Annotated in this window: 14 protein-coding genes; 12 read left to right on the top strand and 2 right to left on the bottom strand. The window is 72.1% G+C overall.

Annotated features, from left to right (window positions below):
• Positions 1–56: 56 nt before the first annotated feature.
• On the bottom strand, positions 57–593 hold the full coding sequence (locus ACQ143_RS10035) for a GNAT family N-acetyltransferase (protein ID WP_449570554.1): 537 nt from the start codon (positions 591–593) through the stop codon (positions 57–59).
• A 328-nt stretch (positions 594–921) separates the two neighbouring features.
• Between ACQ143_RS10035 and rpoB the strand changes: the two genes are divergently transcribed.
• The 3 genes from rpoB to ACQ143_RS10050 all read left to right on the top strand — a co-directional run bounded on the left by rpoB (position 922) and on the right by ACQ143_RS10050 (position 9,370).
• A complete protein-coding gene (gene rpoB / locus ACQ143_RS10040; protein WP_449570555.1) occupies positions 922–4,419 on the top strand; it encodes a DNA-directed RNA polymerase subunit beta in 3,498 nt (1,165 codons plus the stop codon).
• 43 nt (positions 4,420–4,462) lie between these two features.
• Positions 4,463–8,338 carry a DNA-directed RNA polymerase subunit beta' gene (locus ACQ143_RS10045; RefSeq protein ID WP_449570556.1) on the top strand — a complete coding sequence of 1,292 codons (3,876 nt, stop codon included), beginning with the start codon at positions 4,463–4,465 and terminating at the stop codon, positions 8,336–8,338.
• A 408-nt stretch (positions 8,339–8,746) separates the two neighbouring features.
• Positions 8,747–9,370 carry a hypothetical protein gene (locus tag ACQ143_RS10050; RefSeq protein ID WP_449570557.1) on the top strand — a complete coding sequence of 208 codons (624 nt, stop codon included), beginning with the start codon at positions 8,747–8,749 and terminating at the stop codon, positions 9,368–9,370.
• A gap of 58 nt (positions 9,371–9,428) precedes the next feature.
• Here the strand turns inward: ACQ143_RS10050 and ACQ143_RS10055 are convergent, their stop codons facing one another.
• Positions 9,429–10,031, bottom strand: coding sequence for a hypothetical protein (locus tag ACQ143_RS10055; protein ID WP_449570558.1), 603 nt, complete (start codon positions 10,029–10,031; stop codon positions 9,429–9,431).
• A 130-nt stretch (positions 10,032–10,161) separates the two neighbouring features.
• Between ACQ143_RS10055 and ACQ143_RS10060 the strand changes: the two genes are divergently transcribed.
• The 9 genes from ACQ143_RS10060 (at position 10,162) to ACQ143_RS10100 (ending at position 26,300) form a co-directional block, all read left to right on the top strand.
• Positions 10,162–11,280, top strand: coding sequence for an ABC transporter (locus ACQ143_RS10060; RefSeq protein ID WP_449570559.1), 1,119 nt, complete (start codon positions 10,162–10,164; stop codon positions 11,278–11,280).
• Position 11,281: 1 nt separating this feature from the next.
• Entirely contained in the window at positions 11,282–11,755 is a 474-nt protein-coding gene (locus tag ACQ143_RS10065) for a hypothetical protein (RefSeq protein WP_449570560.1), read from the top strand.
• Positions 11,756–11,832: 77 nt separating this feature from the next.
• Positions 11,833–12,498, top strand: a complete 666-nt coding sequence (locus ACQ143_RS10070) for a spermidine/putrescine ABC transporter substrate-binding protein (protein WP_449570850.1) — start codon at positions 11,833–11,835, stop codon at positions 12,496–12,498.
• A gap of 150 nt (positions 12,499–12,648) precedes the next feature.
• A complete protein-coding gene (locus ACQ143_RS10075; RefSeq protein WP_449570561.1) occupies positions 12,649–13,767 on the top strand; it encodes a serine/threonine-protein kinase in 1,119 nt (372 codons plus the stop codon).
• Positions 13,767–19,727 (top strand): Ig-like domain-containing protein, encoded by a 5,961-nt coding sequence (locus tag ACQ143_RS10080; RefSeq protein WP_449570562.1) that lies wholly within the window; start codon positions 13,767–13,769, stop codon positions 19,725–19,727. The genes ACQ143_RS10075 and ACQ143_RS10080 overlap by 1 nt, the downstream gene beginning before the upstream one ends.
• 21 nt (positions 19,728–19,748) lie before the next feature.
• A complete protein-coding gene (locus ACQ143_RS10085; protein ID WP_449570563.1) occupies positions 19,749–20,714 on the top strand; it encodes an AAA family ATPase in 966 nt (321 codons plus the stop codon).
• Positions 20,711–22,066 (top strand): DUF58 domain-containing protein, encoded by a 1,356-nt coding sequence (locus ACQ143_RS10090; protein WP_449570564.1) that lies wholly within the window; start codon positions 20,711–20,713, stop codon positions 22,064–22,066. Before ACQ143_RS10085 ends, ACQ143_RS10090 begins: the two co-directional genes overlap by 4 nt.
• Positions 22,063–24,489: a transglutaminase-like domain-containing protein gene (locus ACQ143_RS10095; protein WP_449570565.1), complete on the top strand. Its 2,427-nt coding sequence runs from the start codon at positions 22,063–22,065 to the stop codon at positions 24,487–24,489. Before ACQ143_RS10090 ends, ACQ143_RS10095 begins: the two co-directional genes overlap by 4 nt.
• Positions 24,486–26,300 (top strand): DUF5684 domain-containing protein, encoded by a 1,815-nt coding sequence (locus ACQ143_RS10100; protein WP_449570566.1) that lies wholly within the window; start codon positions 24,486–24,488, stop codon positions 26,298–26,300. Before ACQ143_RS10095 ends, ACQ143_RS10100 begins: the two co-directional genes overlap by 4 nt.
• Positions 26,301–26,440: the final 140 nt, after the last annotated feature.

Consider the following 26,440-nt stretch of genomic DNA (forward strand, 5'->3'; position numbering starts at 1 on the left):
CGGCACCGCCGACTCGTGCTGGAATCCTGGACTCACGGCGGCACCCGGGCTCCGGGTCAGTCCGCGAACGGCAGCAGTTGGACCTCCGGCACGGGATCGGTGCGCAGCCGCGCGTGCGTCTCGGTGTCGAAGCGCTCGCCGTCGTAGCGCAGCTTCTGTCGTTCGACGCCCTCGACGGCGAAGCCCGCCCGTAGCGCGACCGCGCACGAGGCCGGATTGTTCACGCGGTGCGCCAGCTCGAGCCGGAAGAGTCCGAGATCGTCGAACGCCCGCATCGCGAGTGTGGCCAGCGCGCGCGTCGCGAGTCCCCGCCCGCGTGCGCCGGTCGCGAGCCAGTAGTACACCCACCCGCTGTCATGCCGGTGCTCGATCGCGCTGATGCCCGCGTGCCCCACGGCCCGACCGTCGACGCTGATGGCCCAGTTCTCCGTCTGCGGCGACATCACCAGGTGCTGTCCGATGAAATCCACGCAGTCCTCGACCGACTCCGGACGCCATCCGCCGAACTGCCGGTCCAGGTCGGGGGTGGATGCCACGGCTTCCCACAACGCGGTCGCATCGCCGGGATGCCAGGGCCGCAACGTCGTCACCATGCCTCGATCCTGCCGTACAGGCCGCCCGCGTCCTGCCTTACGGCCCCCCGCATCCGGCCGTACGGGCCGCTCGGCACACGCCGTACCGGCCGTCCCGCGCGTCTTATACCTCAGCAGCCGAAACTCGTCAAGGATCCCGCTTGCCATGGCGCGTCGCGCGGTCTATAGTGGGTAGTTGCGCTCCCTTCCCCCTTGCCTTCATATGGTGGTCGGCTTGTGCCTGCGCCCCGTCGCCCCGCGACGGCGCGTGATGCAGGTGTTCGGATCCGGGAGCACTCCACCTGACGACAAGGAAACCAGCCCTGCCCGGGCTCATGGAGGTAATCCCTTGGCTGCTGCGCCCAACGCAACCAATTCCACCACCAAGAAGAACGGCCGCGGGGTCTCCCGCACGTCCTTCGCCAAGATCTCCGACACGCTGGAGGTCCCCGACCTCCTCGCGCTGCAGACGGAGTCGTTCGACTGGCTCGTCGGCAACGACGCCTGGAAGGCCCGCCTCGCCGAGGCTCAGGCCGCGGGCCGCACCGATGTCCCCACCGTGAGCGGCCTCGAGGAGATCTTCGAGGAGATCTCGCCGATCGAGGACCTCGGCGAGACCATGCAGCTCTCGTTCACGAACCCGTACCTCGAGCCGGAGAAGTACTCGATCGAGGAGTGCAAGGAGCGCGGCAAGACCTACGCCGCCCCGCTGTACGTCGAGGCCGAGTTCATGAACCACCTCACCGGTGAGATCAAGACCCAGACGGTCTTCATGGGCGACTTCCCGCTCCAGACCGCCAAGGGCACGTTCATCATCAACGGCACCGAGCGCGTCGTCGTGTCGCAGCTCGTGCGCTCGCCGGGTGTCTACTTCGACAAGACCCCCGACAAGACCAGTGACAAGGACATCGTCTCGGCGCGCATCATCCCCTCGCGCGGCGCCTGGCTCGAGTTCGAGATCGACAAGCGCGACCAGGTGGGCGTGCGCATCGACCGCAAGCGCAAGCAGTCGGTCACGGTCTTCCTCAAGGCCCTCGGCCTGACCAGCGAGGACATCCTCGCCGAGTTCGCCGGCATCGAGTCGATCGAAGACACCCTGAGCAAGGACACGATCCTCTCCAAGGAGGACGCGCTCCGCGACATCTACCGCAAGCTCCGTCCGGGCGAGCAGGTGGCCGCCGAGGCCGCGCGTGCGCTGCTGGACAACTTCTACTTCAACCCGAAGCGCTACGACCTGGCCAAGGTCGGTCGGTACAAGATCAACCAGAAGCTCGGCGTCGACGTTCCGCTCACCGACTCGGTGCTGACCGTCGAGGACATCGTCGCGACCATCAAGTACCTGGTTCGCCTGCACCGCGGCGACACGTCGTACGAGGGCGTCCGCGGCGGCAAGCCGGCCGAGATCCGTCTCGACGTCGACGACATCGACAACTTCGGCAACCGCCGCATCCGCGCGGTCGGCGAGCTGATCCAGAACCAGGTCCGCACCGGTCTGTCGCGCATGGAGCGCGTCGTCCGCGAGCGCATGACCACGCAGGACATCGAGGCGATCACGCCGCAGACCCTGATCAACGTGCGCCCGGTCGTGGCCGCGATCAAGGAGTTCTTCGGCACCTCGCAGCTGTCGCAGTTCATGGACCAGAACAACCCGCTGGCCGGTCTGACCCACAAGCGCCGCCTGTCGGCGCTGGGCCCCGGCGGTCTGTCGCGTGAGCGCGCCGGCGTCGAGGTCCGTGACGTCCACCCGTCGCACTACGGCCGCATGTGCCCGATCGAGACGCCGGAAGGTCCGAACATCGGCCTGATCGGCTCGCTCGCGTCGTTCGCGCGCATCAACGCGTTCGGCTTCATCGAGACGCCGTACCGCAAGGTCGTCGGCGGCAAGGTCACCGAGCAGATCGACTACCTCACCGCGTCGGAGGAGAGCGACTACATCGTCGCCCAGGCCGGCGCCGAGCTCACCGCGGACGGTTCGTTCACGGCCGAGCGCGTGCTGGCCCGTCGCGGCCAGGGCGGCGAGGTCGACCTGTTCCCGGTCGACGAGATCGGCTACATGGACGTCTCCCCGCGCCAGATGGTGTCGGTGGCGACCTCCCTCATCCCCTTCCTCGAGCACGACGACGCGAACCGCGCCCTCATGGGTGCCAACATGCAGCGTCAGGCGGTGCCGCTGCTGCGCAGCGAGTCGCCCGTGGTCGGCACCGGTATGGAGGGCTACGCCGCGATCGACGCCGGTGACGTCATCACCGCCGACAAGGCCGGTGTGGTCACCGAGGTCTCGGCCGACGTGGTCACCGTCCAGCTCGACGAGGGCGGCACGCAGGACTACTTCCTGCGCAAGTTCGACCGCTCCAACCAGGGCACCTCGTACAACCAGCGCGTCGTGGTCTCGGCCGGTGAGCGCGTCGAGGTTGGGGAGGTCATCGCCGACGGCCCGTCGACGGAGAACGGCGAGCTGGCGCTCGGCAAGAACCTCCTCGTCGCGTTCATGACGTGGGAGGGCCACAACTTCGAGGACGCCATCATCCTCAGCCAGGAGCTCGTCAAGAACGACACGCTCTCCTCGATCCACATCGAGGAGTACGAGGTGGATGCCCGGGACACGAAGCTCGGCAAGGAGGAGATCACCCGTGACCTCCCCAACGTCAGCCCCGACCTGCTGAAGGACCTCGACGAGCGCGGCATCGTCCGCATCGGTGCCGAGGTGCGTCCCGGTGACATCCTCGTCGGCAAGGTCACGCCCAAGGGTGAGACCGAGCTGAGCGCCGAGGAGCGCCTGCTGCGCGCGATCTTCAACGAGAAGAGCCGCGAAGTCCGCGACACGTCGCTGAAGGTGCCCCACGGTGAAGAGGGCACGATCATCGCCGTCAAGGAGTTCAACGCCGAGGACGGCGACGACGAGCTGGGCTCGGGCGTCAACCGTCGCGTCGTGGTCTACATCGCCCAGAAGCGCAAGATCACCGAGGGTGACAAGCTCGCCGGCCGTCACGGCAACAAGGGTGTCATCGCGAAGATCCTCCCCGTCGAGGACATGCCCTTCCTCGCCGACGGCACCCCCGTCGACGTCGTGCTCAACCCGCTCGGCATCCCCGGCCGCATGAACTTCGGCCAGGTGCTGGAGACCCACCTCGGGTGGATCGCCAAGCAGGGCTGGAAGGTCGAGGGCAACCCCGAGTGGGCCGCCGACCTGCCCGAGGAGGCGCGTGAGGGCGCCCCGGGCACCAAGGTCGCCACGCCGGTGTTCGACGGTGCCTTCGAGTCGGAGATCGCGGGTCTGCTCGACTCGACGCTCCCGACCCGTGACGGCGACCGCCTGATCGACTCCAGCGGCAAGACGCAGCTGTTCGACGGCCGCTCCGGCGAGCCGTTCCCGGCTCCGATCTCGGTCGGCTACATGTACATCCTGAAGCTGCACCACCTCGTGGACGACAAGATCCACGCGCGTTCGACCGGTCCGTACTCGATGATCACCCAGCAGCCGCTCGGTGGTAAGGCGCAGTTCGGCGGCCAGCGCTTCGGTGAGATGGAGGTGTGGGCCCTCGAGGCCTACGGTGCCGCGTACGCGCTGCAGGAGCTGCTCACGATCAAGTCCGACGACATCGTGGGTCGCGTCAAGGTGTACGAGGCCATCGTCAAGGGCGAGAACATCCAGGAGCCCGGCATCCCCGAGTCCTTCAAGGTGCTCATGAAGGAGATGCAGTCGCTCTGCCTGAACGTCGAGGTCCTCGGCGCCGACGGCACGGCGGTCAACCTCCGCGACACGGATGACGAGGCTTTCCGCGCGGCGGAAGAGCTCGGCATCAACATCTCCACCCGGTTCGAGTCCTCGTCGATCGACGAGATCTGAACCAGGCCGACGCGACAGATTTTTTTGAGACACAGGAGAACGAGTGCTCGAGTCAACCACTTTCGATGAGCTTCGCATCGGTCTGGCCACCGCCGACGACATCCGTCGTTGGTCGTACGGCGAGGTCAAGAAGCCCGAGACCATCAACTACCGCACCCTCAAGCCCGAGAAGGACGGTCTGTTCGGCGAGCAGATCTTCGGCCCCTCGCGGGACTGGGAGTGCGCCTGCGGCAAGTACAAGCGTGTCCGCTTCAAGGGCATCGTCTGCGAGCGCTGTGGCGTGGAGGTCACCAAGAGTTCCGTCCGCCGCGAGCGGATGGGTCACATCGAGCTGGCCGCCCCCGTCACCCACATCTGGTACTTCAAGGGCGTGCCCTCGCGCCTGGGCTACCTGCTCGACATGGCGCCGAAGGACCTCGAGAAGGTCATCTACTTCGCCGCCTACATGGTGATCTCGGTCGACGAGGAAGCGCGCCACCGCGACCTGCCGACCCACGAGGCCAACCTGCGCCTGGAGATCAAGAACCTCGGCGACCGCCGCGACGCGAAGGTCGCAGCCCGCCTCCAGAAGCTGGAGGAGGAGCTGGCCGCGCTCGAGGAGGAAGGCGCCAAGGCCGACCAGAAGAAGAAGGTCAAGGACGCCGCCGAGAAGGAGATGACGCAGATCCGCAAGGGATCTGACGAGCAGATCGCCAAGCTCGAGCGCATGTGGGAGGAGTTCCGCACGCTCGAGGTCGGCCAGCTCAAGCAGGAGGACGACGTCTTCCAGGAGCTGCAGGACCGCTTCGGCCAGTACTTCGAGGCGTACATGGGCGCCGAGTCGATCAAGCGTCGCCTCGAGTCGTTCGACCTGGCCGCCGAGGCCGAGTCGCTGCACCTGCAGATCTCCGAGGGCAAGGGCCAGCGCAAGATCCGTGCGATCAAGCGCCTGAAGGTCGTCAACTCGTTCCTGCAGACCGGCATGACCCCGGCATCCATGGTTCTGGACGTCGTCCCGGTGATCCCGCCGGAGCTGCGTCCGATGGTCCAGCTCGACGGTGGCCGCTTCGCCACCAGCGACCTGAACGACCTGTACCGCCGTGTGATCAACCGCAACAACCGTCTGCGTCGCCTGATCGACCTCGGCGCCCCCGAGATCATCGTCAACAACGAGAAGCGGATGCTGCAGGAGGCCGTCGACGCGCTGTTCGACAACGGCCGCCGCGGCCGCCCGGTCACCGGCACCGGCAACCGTGCGCTCAAGTCGCTGTCCGACATGCTGAAGGGCAAGCAGGGCCGGTTCCGCCAGAACCTGCTCGGCAAGCGCGTGGACTACTCGGGCCGTTCGGTCATCATCGTCGGTCCGCAGCTGAAGCTGCACCAGTGCGGTCTGCCCAAGCAGATGGCGCTCGAGCTGTTCAAGCCGTTCGTCATCAAGCGCCTGATCGACCTGGGCCACTCGCAGAACATCAAGGCCGCCAAGCGTGCCGTCGAGCGCACCCGTCCCGAGGTGTGGGACGTGCTCGAGGAGATCATCCGCGAGCGCCCCGTGCTGCTCAACCGCGCGCCCACCCTGCACCGCCTGGGCATCCAGGCCTTCGAGCCGCAGCTCGTCGAGGGCAAGGCCATCCAGCTGCACCCGCTCGTGTGTGCCGCCTTCAACGCGGACTTCGACGGTGACCAGATGGCCGTGCACCTGCCGCTGTCGGTCGAGGCCCAGGCCGAGGCCCGCGTGCTGATGCTCGCGTCGAACAACATCCTCAAGCCGTCGGACGGCCGTCCGGTCACCTTGCCCTCGCAGGACATGATCATCGGTCTGCACCACCTGACCACGGTCAAGGAGGGCGCCACCGGTGAGGGTCGTGCGTTCGGTTCGGTCGCCGAGGCGATCCTGGCCAAGGACGAGGGCACCCTCGACCTGCAGGCCAAGGTCCGCATCCGCATCCCCGGTCTGACCTTCCTCGAGGGCGAAGCCCCCGAGGGCTACGAGCGCCACGGTCTCGTCGACACGTCGCTGGGTCAGGCGATCTTCAACGACACGCTCCCGAAGGGCTACCCCTTCGTGCGCGGCCAGGCCGACAAGGGCAAGCTGTCGCAGATCGTCAACAAGCTGGCCGAGGAGTACCCGAAGGTGGAGGTCGCGGCATCCCTCGACCGCATCAAGGACGCCGGCTTCTACTGGGCTACCCGTTCGGGTGTCACCGTGGCGCTGTCCGACATCCTCACGCCCCCCAACAAGGCGGAGATCGTCGCCGGCTACGAGAAGCAGGCCGCGAAGGTCCAGGGCCAGTTCGAGAAGGGTCTCACCACCGACGCCGAGCGTCGTCAGGAGCTCATCAAGATCTGGACCGAGGCGACCGACGAGATCCAGAGGGCGATGCGCGACAACTTCCCCGAGGACAACACCATCAACCGCATGGTGTCGTCGGGTGCGCGTGGTAACTGGCTGCAGATCCGCAACATCGCGGGTATGCGTGGCCTGGTGAACAACCCGAAGGGTGAGATCATCCCGCGTCCGATCATCTCCTCGTACCGCGAGGGGCTGAGCGTGGCGGAGTACTTCATCGCGACGCACGGTGCCCGTAAGGGTCTGGCCGACACGGCCCTCCGTACCGCCGACTCGGGTTACCTGACCCGACGCCTGGTGGACGTCTCGCAGGATGTCATCATCCGCGAGGAGGACTGCGCGACCACCAAGGGCCTCGAGTTCGTCATCGCCGCCCCGGCTGCCGACGGCACGCTGGTGCGCGACGCGAACGTCGAGAACTCGGTGTTCGCCCGCACGCTGGCCGCCGACGTGGTCGACGCGTCCGGCACCGTCCTGGCCGCGGCCGGCGACGACGTGGGCGACGTGCTCATCGACAAGCTGGTCGCCGGCGGCATCGAGACCATCAAGGTCCGCTCGGTGCTGACCTGTGACTCGGCGGTCGGCGTCTGCGCCAAGTGCTACGGCCGTTCGCTGGCCAGCGGCAAGCTCGTCGACATCGGCGAGGCCGTCGGCATCATCGCGGCCCAGTCGATCGGTGAGCCCGGCACCCAGCTGACGATGCGTACCTTCCACACCGGTGGTACCGCCGGTGCGGACGACATCACGCAGGGTCTGCCCCGTGTGCAGGAGCTGTTCGAGGCGCGTACCCCCAAGGGTGCGTCCCCGATCGCCGAGTCGGACGGCCGGATCACCATCGACGAGACCGACAAGTCCCGCAAGGTGATCCTCACGCCCGACAACGGCGACGAGCCGCACGTGTACCCGGTGCTCAAGCGCGCCACCCTCCTGGTGGAGGACGGCCAGCACGTGAGCGTCGGCCAGCCGCTGCAGGTCGGCACGCTCGACCCCAAGGAGGTCATGCGCGTCATGGGCGCCCGCGAGGTGCAGAAGTACCTCGTCAACGGCGTGCAGGGCGTGTACCGCTCGCAGGGTGTGCCGATCCACGACAAGCACATCGAGGTCATCGTCCGCCAGATGCTGCGGAAGGTCACCGTGGTCGACCACGGCGACACCCCGCTGCTGCCCGGTGAGCTGGTCGACTTCAAGCGCTACCAGCAGATCAACCGTGAGTCCGTCGCCGCCGGCAAGCGCCCCGCTTCGGGTCGCCCCGAGCTGATGGGTATCACCAAGGCATCGCTGGCGACCGAGTCGTGGCTGTCGGCCGCGTCGTTCCAGGAGACCACCCGCGTCCTGACGCAGGCGGCCATGGAGGGCAAGACCGACCCGCTGGTGGGCCTCAAGGAGAACGTCATCATCGGAAAGCTCATCCCCGCCGGCACCGGCCTTGCGAAGTACCGCAACGTCGTGGTCGAGGCGACGGAGGAGGCCAAGAGCGAGCGGTACCCCAACCGCATCTTCGCCTCGGACGGCGCGTACAGCGACACCGACCTGAGCTACGTCGACTTCGACAGCTTCTCGACGGACGACTTCACGCCCGGCACGTACAACTGAGTCACCCCGTGTGACGCGAAGGCCCCGGACCGCACGGTCCGGGGCCTTCGTCGTTCTGCGAGCCGGCGGCTCCGCCGCCTGCGGCTCCGCCTCCCGCCTTGTCGCCGAGCCGCCTACTTCTGTGCGGGCCGCCTACCTTTGTGCGGTACAAAGCCTGGCGGCTCGTACGCAGCTAGGCGGCTCGCGTAACTGGGACGTGCCGCCGCGCGCGCCGCGGGCGCTTCGCGTGCAGCGCGCAACACGATCGCGAGCCGCCTACTTCTGTGCGGGCCGCCTACCTTTGTGCGGTACGAAGCCAGGCGGCTCGTACGCAGCTAGGCGGCTCGCGCAACTGGGCTGCGGCGCGGCGAGCGCCGCGGGTGTGGCGCGGCTCGCGGCGAATGGGGCGTGGCCGCGTACGGTGAAGGGGTGGCACGAGTGGCGGGCAGGAACGCGGTCTTCGCGTGGATCGTGGGTCTGCTGTGCGCCGGCGTCGTCGCGGGCCTGGCCTACCTCGCGTTGCCGCTGCTACCGGCCACCGTCGACTGGGTCGCACAGCAGAACGCGCCCGACGACGATGCCGAGACCGTCGACGATCTCGACCCGTTCGAGCCGGCCGAGTGCCGCCACCTGTACGTCGACGCCCTGTGGTCGTCACTGACCTGGACTCCGGGCTCGGTCCTCATGCCCTCGCGCGACGCCCCGACCACCACCGCCACCTCGGTCACCGACGCGCTGCAGCCCGACGTCCGCATGACGTGCGACTGGATCAGCGACAGCGGCGAGATCCACACGACGGTCGCCGCCGTGGCGACGGATGCCGGGGCCATCGCCACCGCGGCGCTGCCCGGCCTCGGGTTCGAGTGCGCCGAGCACCACGCGCGGGTGCGCTGCGTGCGTGAAGACGGCGACCTCGTCGAGACGATCGAGACCGGTGGGGGTCTGTGGCTGTCGACCTCGCAGACCGGGTGGTACCCGGCCGACTACACCCGCCGCGTCGCCGACCGGGTGTTCGTCGCCGCGCCGACGCCCGCCGCGACCGCCGAGTCCTGAGCCGGGCGGCACCGTTCACCTGCCCGGCGAATTCACCGGCGCCCGCAGTGAGCCGGGCTCACTCCTCCGGCCAGAGTGACCGGATGATCGCGTTCGTGTATCCGGCCGGCGCCAGGTTGGAGTACTGGGTGTCGATGAGCACGCCGTCGCGATAGAACAGGGTGCGCCCGTCGGTCACCGGCGCCGTCTCGTTCTCCCACGTCGCTTCACAGCGCAGGCCGCCCGCCGGTTCGTAGCAGACGAACCCGTCGGCCATCAGCACGTTGAGGTAGTCCAGCACCGGCTGCTCCGGCGCGTAGTTCACGGTCGTGATCAGCCGCGTCGTCTGCGACCCGGGCATCGACCACACGCAGCGCAGCGATCGGTCGGGCAGCACGCCGCTCGGGCCGAAGCTCGGGTCGTTCAGCGGCACGTCGGCCAGCTGCGCGCGCACCGCGTCGTCGAGCATCTGCTCGCAGTCGGTGGGCAGCACCGTCATCGACATGACCGGTCCCGACGGCACGGGGTCACCGGCCTCGGGGGGAGCGGTCGTGCGCGTCGGCGTCGGCGCCGGTTCGGCGACGGTGACCTCCGGGGTCGGTTCGGCCTCCGGCACGCACCCGGTCAGCACCAGTGCCGCCGCGAGGGCGAAGGGCGCGAGCAGCGGTGTGAGGCGGGGCATGGTCGTTCCACGATAAGCGGCCCGCACCGGGCGGGGCCGCCGACACTCGGCATGCCTGCGGCGCTGGCGGCGTGCGTGCGGCTACTCTCGCACTGCGGCGGCGCATCGCCCCGCGTGAGGAGCACATCGCATGAGCGACCCCAAGTACGGTGAGCCGGTCGACGACAGCACGGCGGACGCCGGCTCGGTCGATGACGTCGTCGGGCGTGCGCACGAGGGCCTGGCCGAGGCCGAGGCTGCTTCTCGCGACGCCGTGAGCGACGAAGAACTCGCCCAGATGGATGCCGGTGACCGGGCCGTCGCGGACGGCGACGACACGCCGCAGACCCGCGCCGAGGCCAAGGCCGCGACCGGTGAGACCCCCGTCGCCCCCGCGGCCGACACCACCGACGCCGGGATGAGCGACGCCGACCTCGACGCCGCCTACGCCGAAGCCGGCTACGTCCCCGCCGCCACGGCGCCCGCCGCCGAGCCGGCCGGAACCCCAGAGCCGCAGCCGGCCGCCACCGAAGACGTCTCCGTCGCGGCGTCCGAGCCCGCGGCATCCGAACCGCTCTACCGGCCCGACGCCGAGCGCGACACCGCCGTGTACGCGGGGGCGGCCACCGCCGGCACCGCCGCGACCGGCGACGCCGTCACCGCGAGCGAACCGGTTGCCCCGGCCACCGCGTACGCGACCCCGCAGCCGATCTTCGTGCAGGCCCCGGAGGCGCCGCGCCCGCGCGGCAACCGCGGCGCGGCCGGCGCGATCGGCCTGCTCGCCGCCGTGTCATTCGGCGTGCTGTACCTCGCCGCCGCGCTCGGCTTCGGCCTCGGCGACGGCAGCATCACGATCGACACCCTCGGCCAGGAGGCCCTCGGCGCCCTGACCACGTGGTGGTTCTGGGTGCCGGTGGTCGTCTTCTTCCTCGGGTTCTGGCTGCTGGGCGCGATCATCAACCGCGGCCGCTGGGGCTACTGGGTGATCTTCGGCCTGCTCGTGGGTGCCGTCTCCTACGGCGGACACCTGCTCGGTCAGCTGTTCCAGGCCCCGTTCTGGACGCTCACCGCCCAGGAGGGCGCCGACCTCGTCGACAGCCAGCTGCTGGCCCCGCTCGCGATCGTCGCCTTCATCATCGGCCGCGAGCTGACCATCTGGTTCGGCGCCTGGGTGGCCGCCCGCGGTCGCCGCGTGACCGAGCTGAACCGCGAGGCCCAGCGCGAGTACGAGCGGACCCTCGAGGCCGGTCCGCAGCTGCACCAGGGCTGACATGTCGCAACCGGGGATCCGACCGCCGGTGGCCGCCGCGCTGGCCACGGTCGGGTTCTTCGCGCTGCTGGTCGCGGCGCTCGGCGTCGCGAGCCTGCTGCTGGACCAGGAGGTCATCGGCACCGAGGGGCTGGGCAACCTTCCCGGTGCCGTCGCCGCCGGCCTGTCGACCCTCGCCGTGCTCGGCGTGCTGCTGATCGCCCTGCGCGGCCCGCGGCCCACCTACACGGTGTCCGTGATCGTCATGATCGCCGCCGTGCTCGCCTACCTCGTGGGCCTGTGGTTCGGGGCGGTGTTCGCCGGGGAGAGCCTGGCGCTGGCCGCCGCGGCCGCCGGCGCCTTCATCGTGTCGTGGTTCGGCGCCATCCTCGCCGTCGTCGCCTTCATCGCCGGCTGGGTGGGTGTCGCCCTCGTGCGCACCCGCGCCGAACGCCCGCGGTGGCCCTGGGAGTCCGACGAGGACGACGAACTCTGACGCGCCGGGCGCCCCGCGCCTCGCCGATGACAGCGGCATCCCTGCGAGATCGGGTGGAACACGGAACAATGGATGCCGTGGAGCGGTCGATCGAGACCCAGGTCAGCCAGGCGGTGGACGCCTGGCTGCGGTGGCTCCCGCGCTGGGAGCCGGCCACGCACCGCGGCCGGGTCGCCCCGTGCCGGCGGTGCATCGGATCGCCGGTGCTGTCGGCCGCCGGGCTCGGCGCCGACGTGCCGCACGGCGTGCAGCACGGCCTGTCCACCCGCATGAAGACGATCGTCGACCACGCCGTCGCGGAGTACACCTCGCGCAACCTCCCCATGCTGCAGGCCGAGCTCGACCAGCAGGCCGAGCGCAACCGGGCGCGCAGCTACCGGCCGGCCGAGGGCCTCGCCCCCGAGTTCGAGGGGATGCCGCTGGACCCCGACCCGGTGCCGGGGCAGCCGTTCCTGTTCACGATCTCGGGCCTGGCCGAGCAGGCCGCCGCCGAGGTGCCGGCCCTGCCGCCCCTGTCGGAGGAGGCCAAGGCCGCCCTGCGCCAGGAGGTCACCCTCGCCGACGATTACGCGAACATGGTCGGTCGCGAGATCTGCGCGATCCTGCTCCACCACCGGCTGCGCATCCAGGCCGCCGTCAGCGAGTACGTCGAACCGCAGATCGCGGCGATGCTCGAAGAGCTCACCCGTTCCCTCGACGCCCCCTTCGACCCCGGGGCCGACCCGGGACTGCCCGAGCCCTGACCGCGCAGGGCCGCGGGACCGTGACATCGCGGCGTCCGTGGACGCGCCGCGTGCGGCCGGTTTTGTTAGCATGGCCCCGTCTCGCACCGGATCCTGGGGCCAGGGCATCCGTGTGGCGAACGTCGCATTCTTCGACCGGTGAGGGGCGCCATGGCACATAGGCTTCCCTCGACCCCGCCGATCCTCCCCGGGCTCGACTACGTGCGGCCGCTGGGCTCGGGAGGATTCGCCGACGTCTTCCTCTATCAGCAGGACATGCCGCGGCGCGCCGTCGCCGTGAAGGTGCTGCCCACCGACGAGCGCGACCCCGACCTGGTGCGCATGTTCAACGCCGAAGCCGACGTGCTCGCACACCTGTCGGCCCACCCCGCGATCGTCACGGTCTATCAGGCCGGCATCTCCGCTGACGGCCGCCCGTACATCGTCATGGAGTACTGCCCGGGCTCGCTGGCACAGCGGTACCGGCTCGAGCGGATCCCCGTCGAGGAGGTCATGACCATCGCCGTGCGCCTGGCCGGCGCACTCGAGTCCGCGCACCGGGCCGGGCTCATCCATCGCGACATCAAACCGAGCAACATCCTCGTCACGACCTTCGGCACCGCGGTGCTCGCCGACTTCGGCATCTCGTCGTCACTGCGCCGCCACACGCCGGGCGAGGTGCTGGCGATGTCGATCCCGTGGAGCGCGCCGGAGGTCGTGGCCGAGCACAGCGGGGGATCGGTCGCCAGCGAAGTGTGGAGCCTCGGGGCCACGATCTACTCCCTGCTGGCCGGCCACAGCCCGTTCGAGCGCCGCGAGCGCGGCCAGAACACCCGCGATCACCTCCGCCGCCGTATCGCCCGCGCCACCTTCGTCCCCGTCGCCCGTGACGACATGCCCGACGAACTGCAGCGCGTGCTGGCCACCGCCATGGCCCGCGAGCCCGAGCACCGCTACGCCTCGGCCCGCGACTTCGGTGAGGCGGTGCGCGCCGTGCAGCGGTCGCTGGGCCTCGCCCCCACCCCGCTGGAGGTGCCGACCGACGAGTGGATGCCGGTGGCCGCCGAGGTGGACTTCGCCGACACCCGCGTGCGGGGGCCGGTGCGCAGCAGCCTGCCCGACCGCTCCCGCCGCGTCACCCACTCCACCGGCAGCCCCGCGCGCGACGAGGACTCCGAACTGGTGACCGCGACGCCGAAGCGTCCGCGGTGGCCGTGGGTGGTCGGCGGGCTCGCGGCGCTGGTCGTCGCCCTCGGCGCGGTGATCGCGGTGCTGCTGGGGGGCCTGTGATGCGTCGCCGCACCGTCGTGGGGCTGAGCGCGGCCGCCGCCGCGATCGCGCTGGTGACCGGCATGAGCGTGGTGTGGCCGGGTCTCGATGCGCAGGACACCCCGCCGCGGGACGCGGCCGTCTGGGTGCTGCAGGCCGACGGGCTGCGCTACGCGCGCGTGAACACCGCCGTCGGCGAACTCGACACGGTGCGCACCGTGGCCAACCCGAGCCGCATCGTCGAGGCCGACACCGGCAGCTACATGTTCACCGACAGTGACAGCAAGGTGATCCGCATCGACGAGTCGCTGCCCCGCGACCTCGACGCACAGGGGCTCGAAGGCGCCGGCACCGCGCCGTCCGGCACCCAGGACACGGCCACCGCCGGCGACTTCGTGGTGTTCCGCACCGACGCCGGCGCCGTGTACGCCGGCCGCCTGTCGACGCGCTCGTACGCGCAGGTCGACCCGTTCCGCAGCCCCGACGACGAGACCCCGCCCTACGCCGCGGAGGCGGTGACCGTGGACGAGCGCGGCGTGCTGTTCAGTTACTCCGCCGCCGCCGGCACCGTGCTGCGGTTCGACATCGCCTCCTCCGCGGTGCTGGGGGAGGACCCGGTCATCGCCGACCCCGACCTGCCCGCCCTCACCAGCGCCGGCGATGACTGGGTGCTCGTGGACACCGACGACGGACGCTACTGGACGCGGGAGACCGACGGCGCCGCCGACGCCGGCACCACCGGCGCCGTCGTGCTGAGCCGTCCGGCACCGGACGCCGACGCCGTCTACCTCGCCGACGAGACGGCGCTCGTGCGCGTGCCGACCGACGACGGCGAGGCCGAACTGGCCTTCGGCGACGGCATCACCCTGCGGGGCACGCCGGCCCGGCCGGTGCTGCGTGGCGACACCGTCTACGCCGCGTGGCTGCCGGAGGGCGCCGGGCCCGGCACCCTGTGGGACTCGCGGACGGCGCGGCCGCTCGACTACGGCGGGCAGACGCTGCCGGCCCAGCGGCGCCCCCTGCTCATCGACACGGGCGACGCCCTCATCCTCAACGACGCCCGGTCGGGCTGGGTGTGGACCGTCGACGACGCACGGCTGCTGCCCTCCAGCCAGGACTGGGAGCTCGAGGACACCACGCCGTCCACGGCCGAGCCCAGCGACCAGGAGCCGCCCGCCGTCATCGACCCCCGCCCGCCGGTGGCCGAGCCCGACGCGTTCGGGGTGCGACCCGGGGCCCTGGTTCCGCTGCCGGTGCTGCTCAACGACCACGACCCGAACGAGGACGTGCTGGCCGTCGAGCCCGATGCGGTCACCGGCCTCGACCCCGCCTTCGGCTCGGTGGCCACCACCGACGACCGGCAGCGGCTCGCGGTGCGGGTGGCCGCCGACGCGACCGGCACCGCCACGTTCTCGTACACGGTCACCGACGGCACCTCCGACGACGGGCTGCGCTCCGAACCCGCCACGGTGACGCTGACCGTGGTCCCCGACGCGGTCAACACACCCCCCGAGTGGTGCGGGGTCGACGGATGCGGCCAGCAGCAGCCCCGCGCGACCGTCGCGCGCGGCGGCACGGTCACCGTGCCCGTCCTCGGCGACTGGGTCGACCCCGAGGGCGACCCCATCATGCTGCTCGACGTGCACAACCCCTCCGGGGTGGGCACGGTGGCGGCCACCCCGGCCGGCGAGGTCGTCTACCAGCACGCCGACGACGGCACCGGACGCGACCAGCAGATCTCGCTGACCTACACCGTCGCCGACGCCCGCGGTGGGCAGGCCACCGGCACGCTGCCGGTCCGGGTGCTGGGCGCCGCACAGCCCGACATCCAGTCGTTCGCCGTCGTCGACGTCGTGGGTTCGCGGCTGTCGGTCGACGTCGCCGACCACGTCACCGGCACCGCCGGCGACCTCGCGCTGACCGCCGCCCGCGTGCTCGACGACGCCACCGCGACGGCCACCGTCGTCGGCGGCACGACCCAGTTCGACTTCTCGGCGACCGAGCCGGGCACCTACCGCGTCTCGGTCACCGTCGGCAGTGCCGGCGGCGAGGCGACCGGCATCGCCCGCATCACCCTGCTGCCGGCCGACGCGCCCCCGAATCTGTCGACCGCGCCGGTGGTCGCGTTCGTGCGTCCGCAGGCCGACGCGACCGTCGACGTGTTCGCCGCGGTGTCCAATCCCACCCGCCGCGTGCTGCTGCTCAGCGACGTCGTCGCCCACCCGGCGCCCGGGGCGACGCTCTCGGTGGATGCCGTGGCACAGAGCCAGCTGCGGGTGTCGGGGACCACGGCATCCAATCAATCCGGCCTGCTCGGCACCGTGAGCTACCGCGTCAGCGACGGCACCAACGACGAAGGCGCGGCCGTCGAGGGCGTCGCCACCGTCTACCTGCTGCCGCCGGCGCCCGAGGTCGCCCCCATCGCCGTCGACGACTCGGTCGTAGTGCGGGCCGGTTCGCAGGTCGACATCCCGGTGCTGGACAACGACCTGGCGCCCTCCGGCAGCCGGCCGCGCATCGACCCCGACACGGTCACCTCGTCGTCGCGCGCCGCCCTCGCGTTCGCCTCCGGCGACGTGCTGCGCTACCTGGCTCCGGAGACCCCCGGCGACTACACGATCGAGTACGGCGTGTTCACCACGGGGGCACCGAGCCTGGTCGACACCGCCACCGTGCGGGTGCGCGCGCTCGCCGACGACACCAACCGCGACCCGGTGCCGGCGAGCCTGTCCGGCCGGGTGCTCAGCGGACTGTCCACCACCATCCCGTTCGACGGGTTCGGCATGGATCCCGACGGCGATGTCGTGCGCCTGGACAGCATCGTCGAGCAGCCCGACGTCGGCTCGGCCGCGATCTCGGCCGACGGCCGCGCCCTCGTCTACACGAGCGTTGCCGGCGACGCCGGCCAGCACTCGTTCCGCTACCGGGTCGTCGACGCCGACGGTGCCACCGGCGAGGCCGTCGTGCGCATCGGCGTGCTCAGCGGTGACGCCAATCCCGCCCCGGTCACGTACACCGACTACGTGCACGTGCAGGCCGGTGTCGACAACGTCATCCGCGTGCAGCCCCTCGCCAACGACCTCGACCCGATGCTCGGCCGGCTGACCCTCACCGACGTGCGCCCCGACGTGCCCGAGACGGCACTGGACGGCACGCCGAGCGTCGAATACGAGACGCTCGCCGCGCGTATCCGCTCCACCACCGACGACGCGGTCACGATCGCGGCCGGGCCCGAGCCGGGCACGATGACGTTCCTCTACGACGTCGAGTCCACCTCCGGGAACACGGCGCGAGGCCTGATCGTCGTGAAGGTCGTGCGCGAACGGGTGCCCGCCTACCCCGTGGTGGCCGACACGGTGCTCACCGTCGAAGACCGCGAAGACTTCGCGACCGGTGTCGACGTGCTCACCGACAAGGTCACCTGGGCCGGCGGCGAGGTCGGCGACCTCGAACTGGGCCTGTGGGGCGCACCCGACGGCGTCCGCGCCTCGGGCTCGCGCATCCGCGGTGAGCTGACCCCCGAAGCGCGGCTGATCCCCTTCTCGGTGACCGCGCACATCGACGACGAGCCCATCGTCACGTACGGCTTCCTGCGGGTGCCCGCCGCGGCCGACCCGACGCTGGCGCTGCGCGCCGGCGTTCCCCCGCTCGAGGTCGCCGAAGGCGGGGAAGTGACCGCGGACATGGCCGACCTGGTCGCCCGGCCTCGCGACGCGGCCATCGAAGTCGGTCCGGTCGAGGCCTCCGGGGCGCGTGAGGCGGCCCGCTGCGCGGCTGCGGCGGGCACCGGCATCCGCTACACCGCGGGCGAGGGCGCGCCGTTCACCGACGCCTGCCTCGTCTCGGTGCGCCTGCCCGGTCAAGCCGCGTGGACGGTGCTGTCGGTGCCGGTCGTGGTCACCCCGATCGACCCGCAGCCGGCGCTGACCGCCGCCTCGATCACGGTCGGCCCCGGCGAGAGCGTCGAGTACGACCTGACGGCGATGACCACCTGGCAGGGCGATCCCGAACCGATCTCCTACGCGATCGACAACACGGCCGGCTCGTTCGACGCGGTCGTGACGGGGGCGCGGCTGACCGTCACCGGCCACGACGACGCGGTGCCCGGCACGTCGGAGTACATCGTCGTGCAGGTCACCAGCCATGCCGGCGTGGCCCCGGCGCGCCTCATGGTGCGCGTGGGTGCGGCGCCGTCGGAGCTGCCGCGCGGGGGCACCACGACCGCGCAGTGCAGCCAGGCAGACGGCTCCGACTGCACGATCCGGGTCGTCGGGGCCGCGGGCGAGGTCAACCCGCTGCCGGGCACCCCGCTGCGCCTCCTGTCGGTCGCCGCGTCGGGCTCGTGCACCGGCGTCACGTTCACGGTCGCCTCGGCGACGCACGTGCGCGCGGCGTGGACCGGAGAGACCCCGGGTGGCACCTGCCCGGCCACGTTCACCGTCGCCGACGCCCAGGGCCGGCAGAGCGCCGGCGACCGCGACGGCAGCCTGACGCTCGACCTGCGCGGCTTCCCCCGCGCCCCGGCCTCCCTCACCCAGACCGCGTATGCCGACGGGTCTCTCACCCTGCGGGTGGACCCCGGTCCCGCCCGCTCGGCCCACCCCGCGCTCACCGGGTTCGAGGTGCGCCACGCCGGGGAGGTCGTCGCACGGTGCAACCCGGAGGGCGTGTGCCCCGAACTGGCCGCTCCCAACGGCGAACAGCGCGTCTACGAAGCGGTCGCCGTCAACGCCGTCGGTCCCTCCGCGGGTGTGGTGCGCACGACGGCGTGGGCCTACGACGCCCCGACCGCGCCGACGGCGATGCGGGCCACCCCCGTGGTCACGGCCGGCGCCGGCGGTGTCGTGTCCCTGGAGATCAGCGGGGTGGATGCCGCGAACACGGGGTCGCTGGAGATCTCCAGTCCCGCCGGTGAGACGATCCGCGTCTCGGTGGGCGGCGACCAGACCGCGGTCACCGTGCCGTCGTTCCGGGTGGGTGCCAACACCGCGACGACCGTCACCGTCACCCCCCGCTCCCGCTTCGATGTGCCGCCGGGCGCCGGGGCCGGGCCGCCCACCGGAACCCTCACCGGCGTCGCCAATGGCATCGGCGCGCCGACCGACCTCGTGCTGACCCTGACGGCGACCTCGGTGGGCGGTGGGCGCACCGATGTGCAGGCCTCCGGGGCGGCCCGACCGGGCGGCGACGGGGCGTCACTGCGCTGGGGCATCGTGCCCGACGGCGAACAGTGCACAGTGTCGACCGACGGCCGCGAGCGCACGTTCCGCAATCTCCCCGACGGGCGGCTGTACACGTTCGTGCTGTGCGTCGAGTCGTGGTTCGACGGTCGGTCGTACGGGCGCGCCACGGTGCGCGGCGAGGTGCGCGCGGTGCAGAGCACCGCCGCCCCGGAGGGCTACACCTTCACGGTCGGCCCCGACGTGCACATCGACGGGCAGCGGGCGGCCTGGACGATCGACGAGACCCCGACCTCGCGCGAGCGCGTGCCGAACGAGAACGACGTCGTCTTCTCCGGCTACCCGACTGGAGTGTTCGACGCCGACCCCGGCATCCGCGTGCGCTACGAGCACCGGTCGGGATGGTGGCAGTCCGAATGGGGGGTGGTGACTCCGTCGAGGTTCAGTGCTCCCTACCAGGTGCAGGCGCGCTGGTGGGTCGACGTGTGCGCCGGGGGCGCACGGCTCGCACCGCAGGCCTCGTCCAGCAACGGGCAGGGCGCGGTGGAGTTCTCCGCACGCTCGCTGACGTACTATGACGCGGCGGGCGCCGAACTGCCGGTCGGCTCCGACCCGTGGATCGTGCCCGACGCGGCGGTGCGCGTGGACGGCATCGGTGTCGAGGTGTCCTGGCCCGCGGCCTGGCGCCTCGACCGGGCCGAGGCGACCTTCGCCGCCACCTGCACGCCGGCGCCGACGCCCACCCCCGACCCCACGCCGACCCCCGACCCGACTCCGACCGACCCGGCGCCGGCCGGCTGACCCCATCGACGAGGACGACGAATGACCATCACACAGGAGCAGGCGACGTGGTTCGCGCAGACCTTCGGCCAACTGGCCGACAACGTCGAGCGCGCGGTGCTGGGCAAGCGGCACGTCGTCGAACTGGTCCTGACGGCGATGATCAGCGAAGGGCACGTGCTGCTGGAGGACGTGCCGGGCACGGGGAAGACGTCGCTGGCCCGCGCGTTCGCGCAGTCCGTGCAGGGCACGAACACCCGCATCCAGTTCACCCCCGACCTGCTGCCGGGCGACATCACCGGCATCACCGTCTACGACCAGAAGACCGGTGAGTTCGAGTTCCACTCGGGTCCGGTGTTCGCCAACATCGTGCTGGCCGACGAGATCAACCGCGCGAGCCCGAAGACCCAGTCGGCACTCCTGGAGGTCATGGAGGAGCGCCGCGTCACCATCGACGGCGTCACCCACACCCTCGCCGCCCCGTTCCTGGTACTGGCCACCCAGAACCCTGTCGAGCAGGCCGGCACCTACCGGCTGCCCGAGGCGCAGCTCGACCGGTTCCTCATGCGCACGTCGCTCGGCTATCCCGACCATGCGGCGACCGTGCGCATCCTCGACGGCGCCGCCGCCGCGATCGAGACCCTGCCGGCGGTGATCACCCCCGGTGCGCTGGTGAACATGTCCGAACTCGCCGCCGAGGTGTACGTCGACGCGCTCGTGCTCGACTACATCGCCCGCATCGTGGATGCCACGCGCGCGGCCGACGAGGTCCGTCTCGGCGTCAGCATCCGCGGTGCACTCGCCCTCACCCGCGCCACCCGGACCACCGCCGCGTCGCACGGCCGCACGTACGCGACGCCCGATGACGTGAAGAGCCTGGCCGTCCCGGTGCTGGCGCACCGGCTGCTCCTGCACCCCGAGGCGGAGTTCGACGGCGTCACCGCCGAAGCCGTCGTCGGGCAGGTGCTGCTCGACGTGCCGCCCCCGACCCGCCGCGACGGACCATGACGCTCAGCGACACGCGCCTGACCCGCACCGCGGCGGCCACGCGGTCGGGGGAGCGCACCGAGGTCACCGTGGCCCGCGACCGCGCGCTCGTGCGGGCCGCAGTGCGCATCGCGCGCGCATGGCGTGTGCTGCGCACGGCGCTGCGGACGGGGTGGGCGTGGGCGGCGCGCACGGTGCGCCCGGCCGGTGTCCTCGTCATCGCCGCGGCGACCGCCGGGCTCGTCCTGGGACTGGTGTTCGGCTGGGTGGAGTGGATCATCGCCGGGGCGGTGGCCGTCGCACTGCTCGCGCTCAGCGTGCCGTTCCTGTTCGGCGCCCGCGCGTACGAGGTCGACCTGGCGCTCGGTCACGAGCGCGTCGTGGCCGGCAACGGGGTCGCGGCCACCGTGACGGTGCGCAACGTGGGCCCGCGCACGGCGCTGCCGGGTCGGATCGACGTGCCGGTCGGCGACGGCCTCGTCGAGTTCGGGGTGCCGCTGCTGCGCCGCGATCAGTCGACGGTGCACATGCTCGACATCCCGCCGCAGCCGCGCGGCATCGTCGTGGTGGGCCCGGCCACGACCGTCCGCTCCGACCCGATCGGGCTGCTGCGCCGGGAGCACGCGCTGGCCGATCACCACGACCTGTACGTGCACCCCCGCACCGTGACCCTGCCGTCGACGAGCGCCGGTCTCATCCGCGATCTCGACGGTGCGGCGACCCGGCGCCTCGTCGACGCCGACATCTCGTTCCACGCCATCCGGGAGTACGCCGCGGGCGATGCGCGCCGGCAGATCCACTGGAAGTCCACCGCCAAGACCGGGCGGCTCATGGTGCGCCAGTACGAGGAGACGCGGCGCTCCCGCATGGCCGTGGTCCTCGGGCTGGCCGAGGCGGAGTACGCCTCCGCGGAGGAGTTCGAGCTCGCCGTGAGCTGCGCCGCGTCGCTGTCGCTGCGCGCCGTCCACGACGCCCGCGACCTCGACATCGTGGTGGGCACCGAGATCCCCCGCGTGGTCAAGGGGCGGCTGCGCGCCATCCGCCACATCCCGGCGACCGCGCCGCGGCCGCTGCTCGACGGCTTCAGCGGCGTCGACCGCATCGCCAACACCATGCCGTTCGACGAGGTGTGCCGCCTCACCGCCGAGGCCAACGAGGGCCTGTCGATCGCGGTCGTCGTCGCCGGGTCCCAGGTGGGGCTGGCGCGGCTGCGCCGCGCGGCGCTCACGTTCCCGGGCGACGCCATCGTGCTCGCCGTCGTCTGCGACGAGCGCGCGCATCCGCGCACCCAGACGATGGGGGCGCTCACGGTGCTCACCGTCGGCGTGCTCGAAGACCTCGCCGGCCTGCTTGTTCGGGGGGCGACCTCGTGACCGCACAGGCGCACCGCATCCTCGCCGGCAGCATCTACGTCGCTGTGAGCGTGGCCGTCGCGGCCGTCGCGGCCTGGCCGATCTACCGGGTGCCCGCGTTCCTCACCCTCGTCGGGGTCTCCGCCCTGCTCGCCCTCGCCACGGCCGTGCTGGCCTACCGCCGCCGATGGGGTGGCTGGGCGGTCGCCGGAGTGCTCACGGTGCTCGTGCTGCTGGTCGGGGTTCCCCTGGCCGTGCCCAGCCGCACCCGCGGCGGCGCGACCGACCTGCTGCGCGGGCTCCAAGAACTCGTCGGCGGTGTCGTGCTGGGCTGGAAGGATCTGGTCACCGTCGACCTGCCGGTCGGCACCTACCGCAACCTGCTGGTGCCGGCGCTGATCGTGTTCCTCGTGGGCACGACCGTGGCGCTGCTGCTGTCCTGGCGGGCCGACCGCTACGCGTACGGCGCGGTCCCGGTCGCGGTCGCGATGACCGCGTTCGGGCTGCTGTTCGGTCGCACGAGCGTGAGCGATCCGGTCCGGCTGGGCCCGATCACCCTCGCCGCACCCGTGGAGACCGCCGTGGGCGTGGTGACCCTGATCGGCGGAGTGCTCTGGCTGTCGTGGCGCACCCGCGACGAGCGGCGCGGCGCGCTGCAGCGCGCCGCGGAGTCCAGCGGGGTGCGGCTGCGCCGATCCGCCCGCGCCGAATCCCGCCGCGTCGTGCTGGGCGCCGGCATGGTGGTGCTGGCCACCGTCGCCGTGGTGGCGATCGTGCCCGGTGCCGCACAGTCCGCGAACCGCGACGTGCTGCGCGCGGCCGCCGGGCCCGAGATCGAGCTGCTGCGGGCCACCAGCCCGCTCGCCGGCTACCGCTCGATCTTCGCGGACGAGACCTTCGACGAGATCCTGTTCACCGTCTCCGGCGACCCGCGGCCCGACCGCGTGCGCCTGGCGACCCTGGACGTGTACGACGGTGTCCAGTTCCGCACCGATGTCACCGGCGACGTCGCACAGTTCACGCGGGTGCCGGCCGCACTCGATGCCGGCCGGGGCGACGAGGTCACCGTCGACATCGAAGTGGGCGCGCTGTGGGGGCTGTGGATGCCGACGGTGGGCCAGGTGGAGTCGGTCGAGTTCGCCGGGGCGCGCGCCGCGGCGCTCGCCGACGGCTTCTACTACAGCGCCCCGCTGGCGGCAGCCGTGCAGACGGTCGACTGGGCACCGGGCGACCGGTATCGGCTGCGGGCGGTCACCACCCCGTCCCCCGCCCTCGGGGAGATCACCGCCCCCGGGGGCGTGCGCAGCCAGGTCGAGCTGCCCGCGAGCATGCGCACCTGGATCGACGACAACGTCGTCGGCAGCGACGGCGCCGCCCTGGCGGGCTTGGTCGCGCAGCTGCGCGAACGCGGCTACCTCAGTCACGCTCTGACGATCGACGGCGTGCCCGAGTGGGTCGCCGCCCTCGACGGCTACACGTTCGCCCCCAGCGCGGCCGGCCACTCGCTGGCCCGCATCGGCGACATGTTCACCGCCCTGCTCGAGCGCGACGCGGACGGGGAGGGCGCCGTGGCAGCCGTCGGCGACGACGAGCAGTTCGCGACCGCCGTCGCCCTCATCGCGCAGGACCTGGGCTTCCCGGCGCGCGTCGTGCTGGGCGCGCGGCTGGAAAGCGCCGACCCGGGACTGGCCGCCTGCGGGGACGACGGCGCGTGCCGGGCCGGCGACATCAGCGCCTGGGTCGAGGTGCGCGCCGCCGGCGGCGAATGGGTGCCGGTCGACGTCACCCCGCAGCACACCGCCATGCCCCGCACCGATGTCGTCGAGCAGCCCGACCCGCGCGTGCCCACCGAGGTGCGGCCCGACAGCATCGAGGAGGTCGTGCCGCCCCGGCCGGCGCAGGAGGACACCGCCCGCAGCGACCGGCCCGCCGACCCGATCGACCTCGAATGGCTGTGGGCCACGCTGCGCATCGCGGGCATCGTCCTGCTGGTCGCCGCGCTCCCGCTGGCGCCGATCCTGCTGATCGTGCTGGCCAAGGCGGTGCGTCGCCGCGGCCGCCGCCGGGGCGACCCCGTCGCGCGCATCGCGGGCGGCTGGGAGGAGTACGTCGACTCGGCAGTGGATGCCGGGCGGGAGCCGCCGCACGCCCTCACGCGGGTCGAGACCGCCCGGGCCTATGCCGCCGAGAGCGGCGAACGCCTCGCCGCCGCGGCCGACGAGGCCGTGTTCTCCCGGCGCACCGTCACCGCGGACGAAGCGGACGAGTTCTGGCGCATCGTCGACACGGAACGCCGGGCCTGGGCGCCGGGACTGTGGCGCCGACTGCGTGCGGCCGTATCGTTGAGATCGTTCGTCCGCTTCGCCCGTCCCGCCGAGGCGGACACCCGCAGCACCGAGAGGGGGAGTCGTCGCGCCCCGCGCCGACGGCGCACCACACCATGACCACACCCGACGAGTCCCTCGCGGCCCTGGTGATCCTGCTGTCGCTGGTCCTGGGCGTCGCGCTCTACATCTGGACGGCCCTCGCACTCGCGGCGCTGTTCCGCAAGCTCGGCGAGCCCGCCTGGCAGGGGTGGATCCCGCTGTGGAACGTGGCGGTCATCCTCAAATGGGGCGGGTTCAGCCCGTGGCTGGTGCTGCTCGCGCTCCTCCCCGGCGTCGGCGCGCTGATCGTCTGGATCCTGCTGGTCATCGCCGCCCACCGCCTCGGTCCCGGCTTCGGCTACGGGGCCGGCATGACCGTGCTGGCCGCACTGCTGTTCGTCGTCTGGGCCAGCATCCTCGGGTTCGGCCCGGCCCGCTGGCTCGGCGCCCGCCGCATGGCGGCGGCTTCCACGCCTGCAGCGCCCGCCGGCCCGACCCCGGAATCGGCCGCCCTGTTCGCTCCGCGCAGCCGCGGCGACGACACCCCCGCCTGGCTGCCGCCCTCCGCGCCGTCCGCTCCGGCGCCGTCGGCATCGGATGCCACCGGTCCGGCCCCGTCCGCGCCCACCGGCACCGGCCCGTCGGCGCCGTCGGGATTCGACCCGTGGGCGCCCGAGGCCTCCGCCCCGGTCGCGCCGGCGGCGGAGGAAGCACCCGCGGTCGACGGGCGGCGGGACAGCGCGCCGGTCCCGCCCGCGAGCGCCGACGACGACCACCGGCCGGCCGGTCCGCTCCGCTCGAACATGCCCGCCGACGACGGATTCGGCGGCCTGCGGCGCGGCACCGCGGCCGACGATCCCGCTCCGGGTGTCCCGCTGCGACCGGCACCGGCCGCGGCGCCCGACGCCGACGACACGATCGGCCCCCGCTGTACCGGCGGCGCCGCCGACCCCGCTCCCGGGTTCAGCGCCGCGCCCCGCCGCGACGAGCGCGCCCCGGCGACCCCCGCCTCCGGCCACGTGAACGCCCAGCGTCCGTCGGCCGCCGCCTTCCCCGGCGCCGGGACACCGGCATCCACGCGGTCCACCGCGCGCGACGGGGAGCCCGAGGTGACCGCGCCGGCCGGACCCGAGGAGAGCGTCGACGCCTGGGGCTCGGAACTCGACGAGGTGTCGGCCGTGTCGCCGTCGCCCTTCCCCCCCAGCGCGGCCGGCTCCCCGCGCCACGTGGGCACCCCCGTGGACACGACCGGCGACCCGATCTCGTTCGTGCCCGGCCGCACACCCGCCGTGCCGCCGACGACCGCGGCTCCGGTGACCCGCCTGCCGGCCCGCGACCCCGAGCCCGAACCGGAGCCGCGGCGCGTGCGGCAGTGGCCGGCCAGCCACTACGACCCCGATGTGTTCCCCGAGATGTCGGGCGAGGTGTCGGCCGTGGTCGGCTCGCCCGCCGCAGGTGCGCCGCTGTCGGCGCGCCGGTCGGTGCCGGCCCAGGAGGCCGACCCGGAACCCGATGAGGACGACTTCGACCACACCGTCATCGCGCGGCGCAAGCGGCCCGCCTGGCAGCTGATCCCCGCGACCGGCCGGCCCATCGCGCTCACGAGCGACGTGGTCATCCTCGGCCGGCAGCCCGCCCCCGACCCGGCCCACCCGCGGGCGCAGCTGGTCGCCCTCGACGATCGCACACGCACGGTCTCGAAGACCCATGCGCGGCTGCAGCTGCACGCCGACGGGTGGCAGCTCACCGACCTGCACTCCACCAACGGGGTGCTGCTGCCGACCGTGCTGGGCACCGAGGTCGAGATCGAGCCCGGGTCGACGGTGCCCGCCGGCGAGCGGTTCCTGCTCGGCGACGCCGAACTGCGGCTCGTCCGCGCCGAACCCTGACCCGTCGTTCGGCGCGCCCACCGGACGCGGGGAAGCCCGCCGCGCGTTTGACCGGCACTTCGGGCGGGCGTATGATAGATCGGGTGTGCGCTCTCGCGCGCCTTGCGCTGTGCCTCGGCACGGAGTGAGAGCACGAAGCG

This window comes from Microbacterium pollutisoli, assembly GCF_053586795.1.

What these genes read in the sequence shown, in the direction of transcription:
- ACQ143_RS10035 (WP_449570554.1), bottom strand. Translation starts at nt 593, where the DNA reads ATGGTGACGACGTTGCGGCCCTGGCATCCCGGCGATGCGACCGCGTTG.
- ACQ143_RS10055 (WP_449570558.1), bottom strand. Translation starts at nt 10,031, where the DNA reads ATGCCCCGCCTCACACCGCTGCTCGCGCCCTTCGCCCTCGCGGCGGCA.
- ACQ143_RS10060 (WP_449570559.1), top strand. Translation starts at nt 10,162, where the DNA reads ATGAGCGACCCCAAGTACGGTGAGCCGGTCGACGACAGCACGGCGGAC.
- ACQ143_RS10065 (WP_449570560.1), top strand. Translation starts at nt 11,282, where the DNA reads ATGTCGCAACCGGGGATCCGACCGCCGGTGGCCGCCGCGCTGGCCACG.
- ACQ143_RS10075 (WP_449570561.1), top strand. Translation starts at nt 12,649, where the DNA reads ATGGCACATAGGCTTCCCTCGACCCCGCCGATCCTCCCCGGGCTCGAC.
- ACQ143_RS10080 (WP_449570562.1), top strand. Translation starts at nt 13,767, where the DNA reads ATGCGTCGCCGCACCGTCGTGGGGCTGAGCGCGGCCGCCGCCGCGATC.
- ACQ143_RS10085 (WP_449570563.1), top strand. Translation starts at nt 19,749, where the DNA reads ATGACCATCACACAGGAGCAGGCGACGTGGTTCGCGCAGACCTTCGGC.
- ACQ143_RS10090 (WP_449570564.1), top strand. Translation starts at nt 20,711, where the DNA reads ATGACGCTCAGCGACACGCGCCTGACCCGCACCGCGGCGGCCACGCGG.
- ACQ143_RS10100 (WP_449570566.1), top strand. Translation starts at nt 24,486, where the DNA reads ATGACCACACCCGACGAGTCCCTCGCGGCCCTGGTGATCCTGCTGTCG.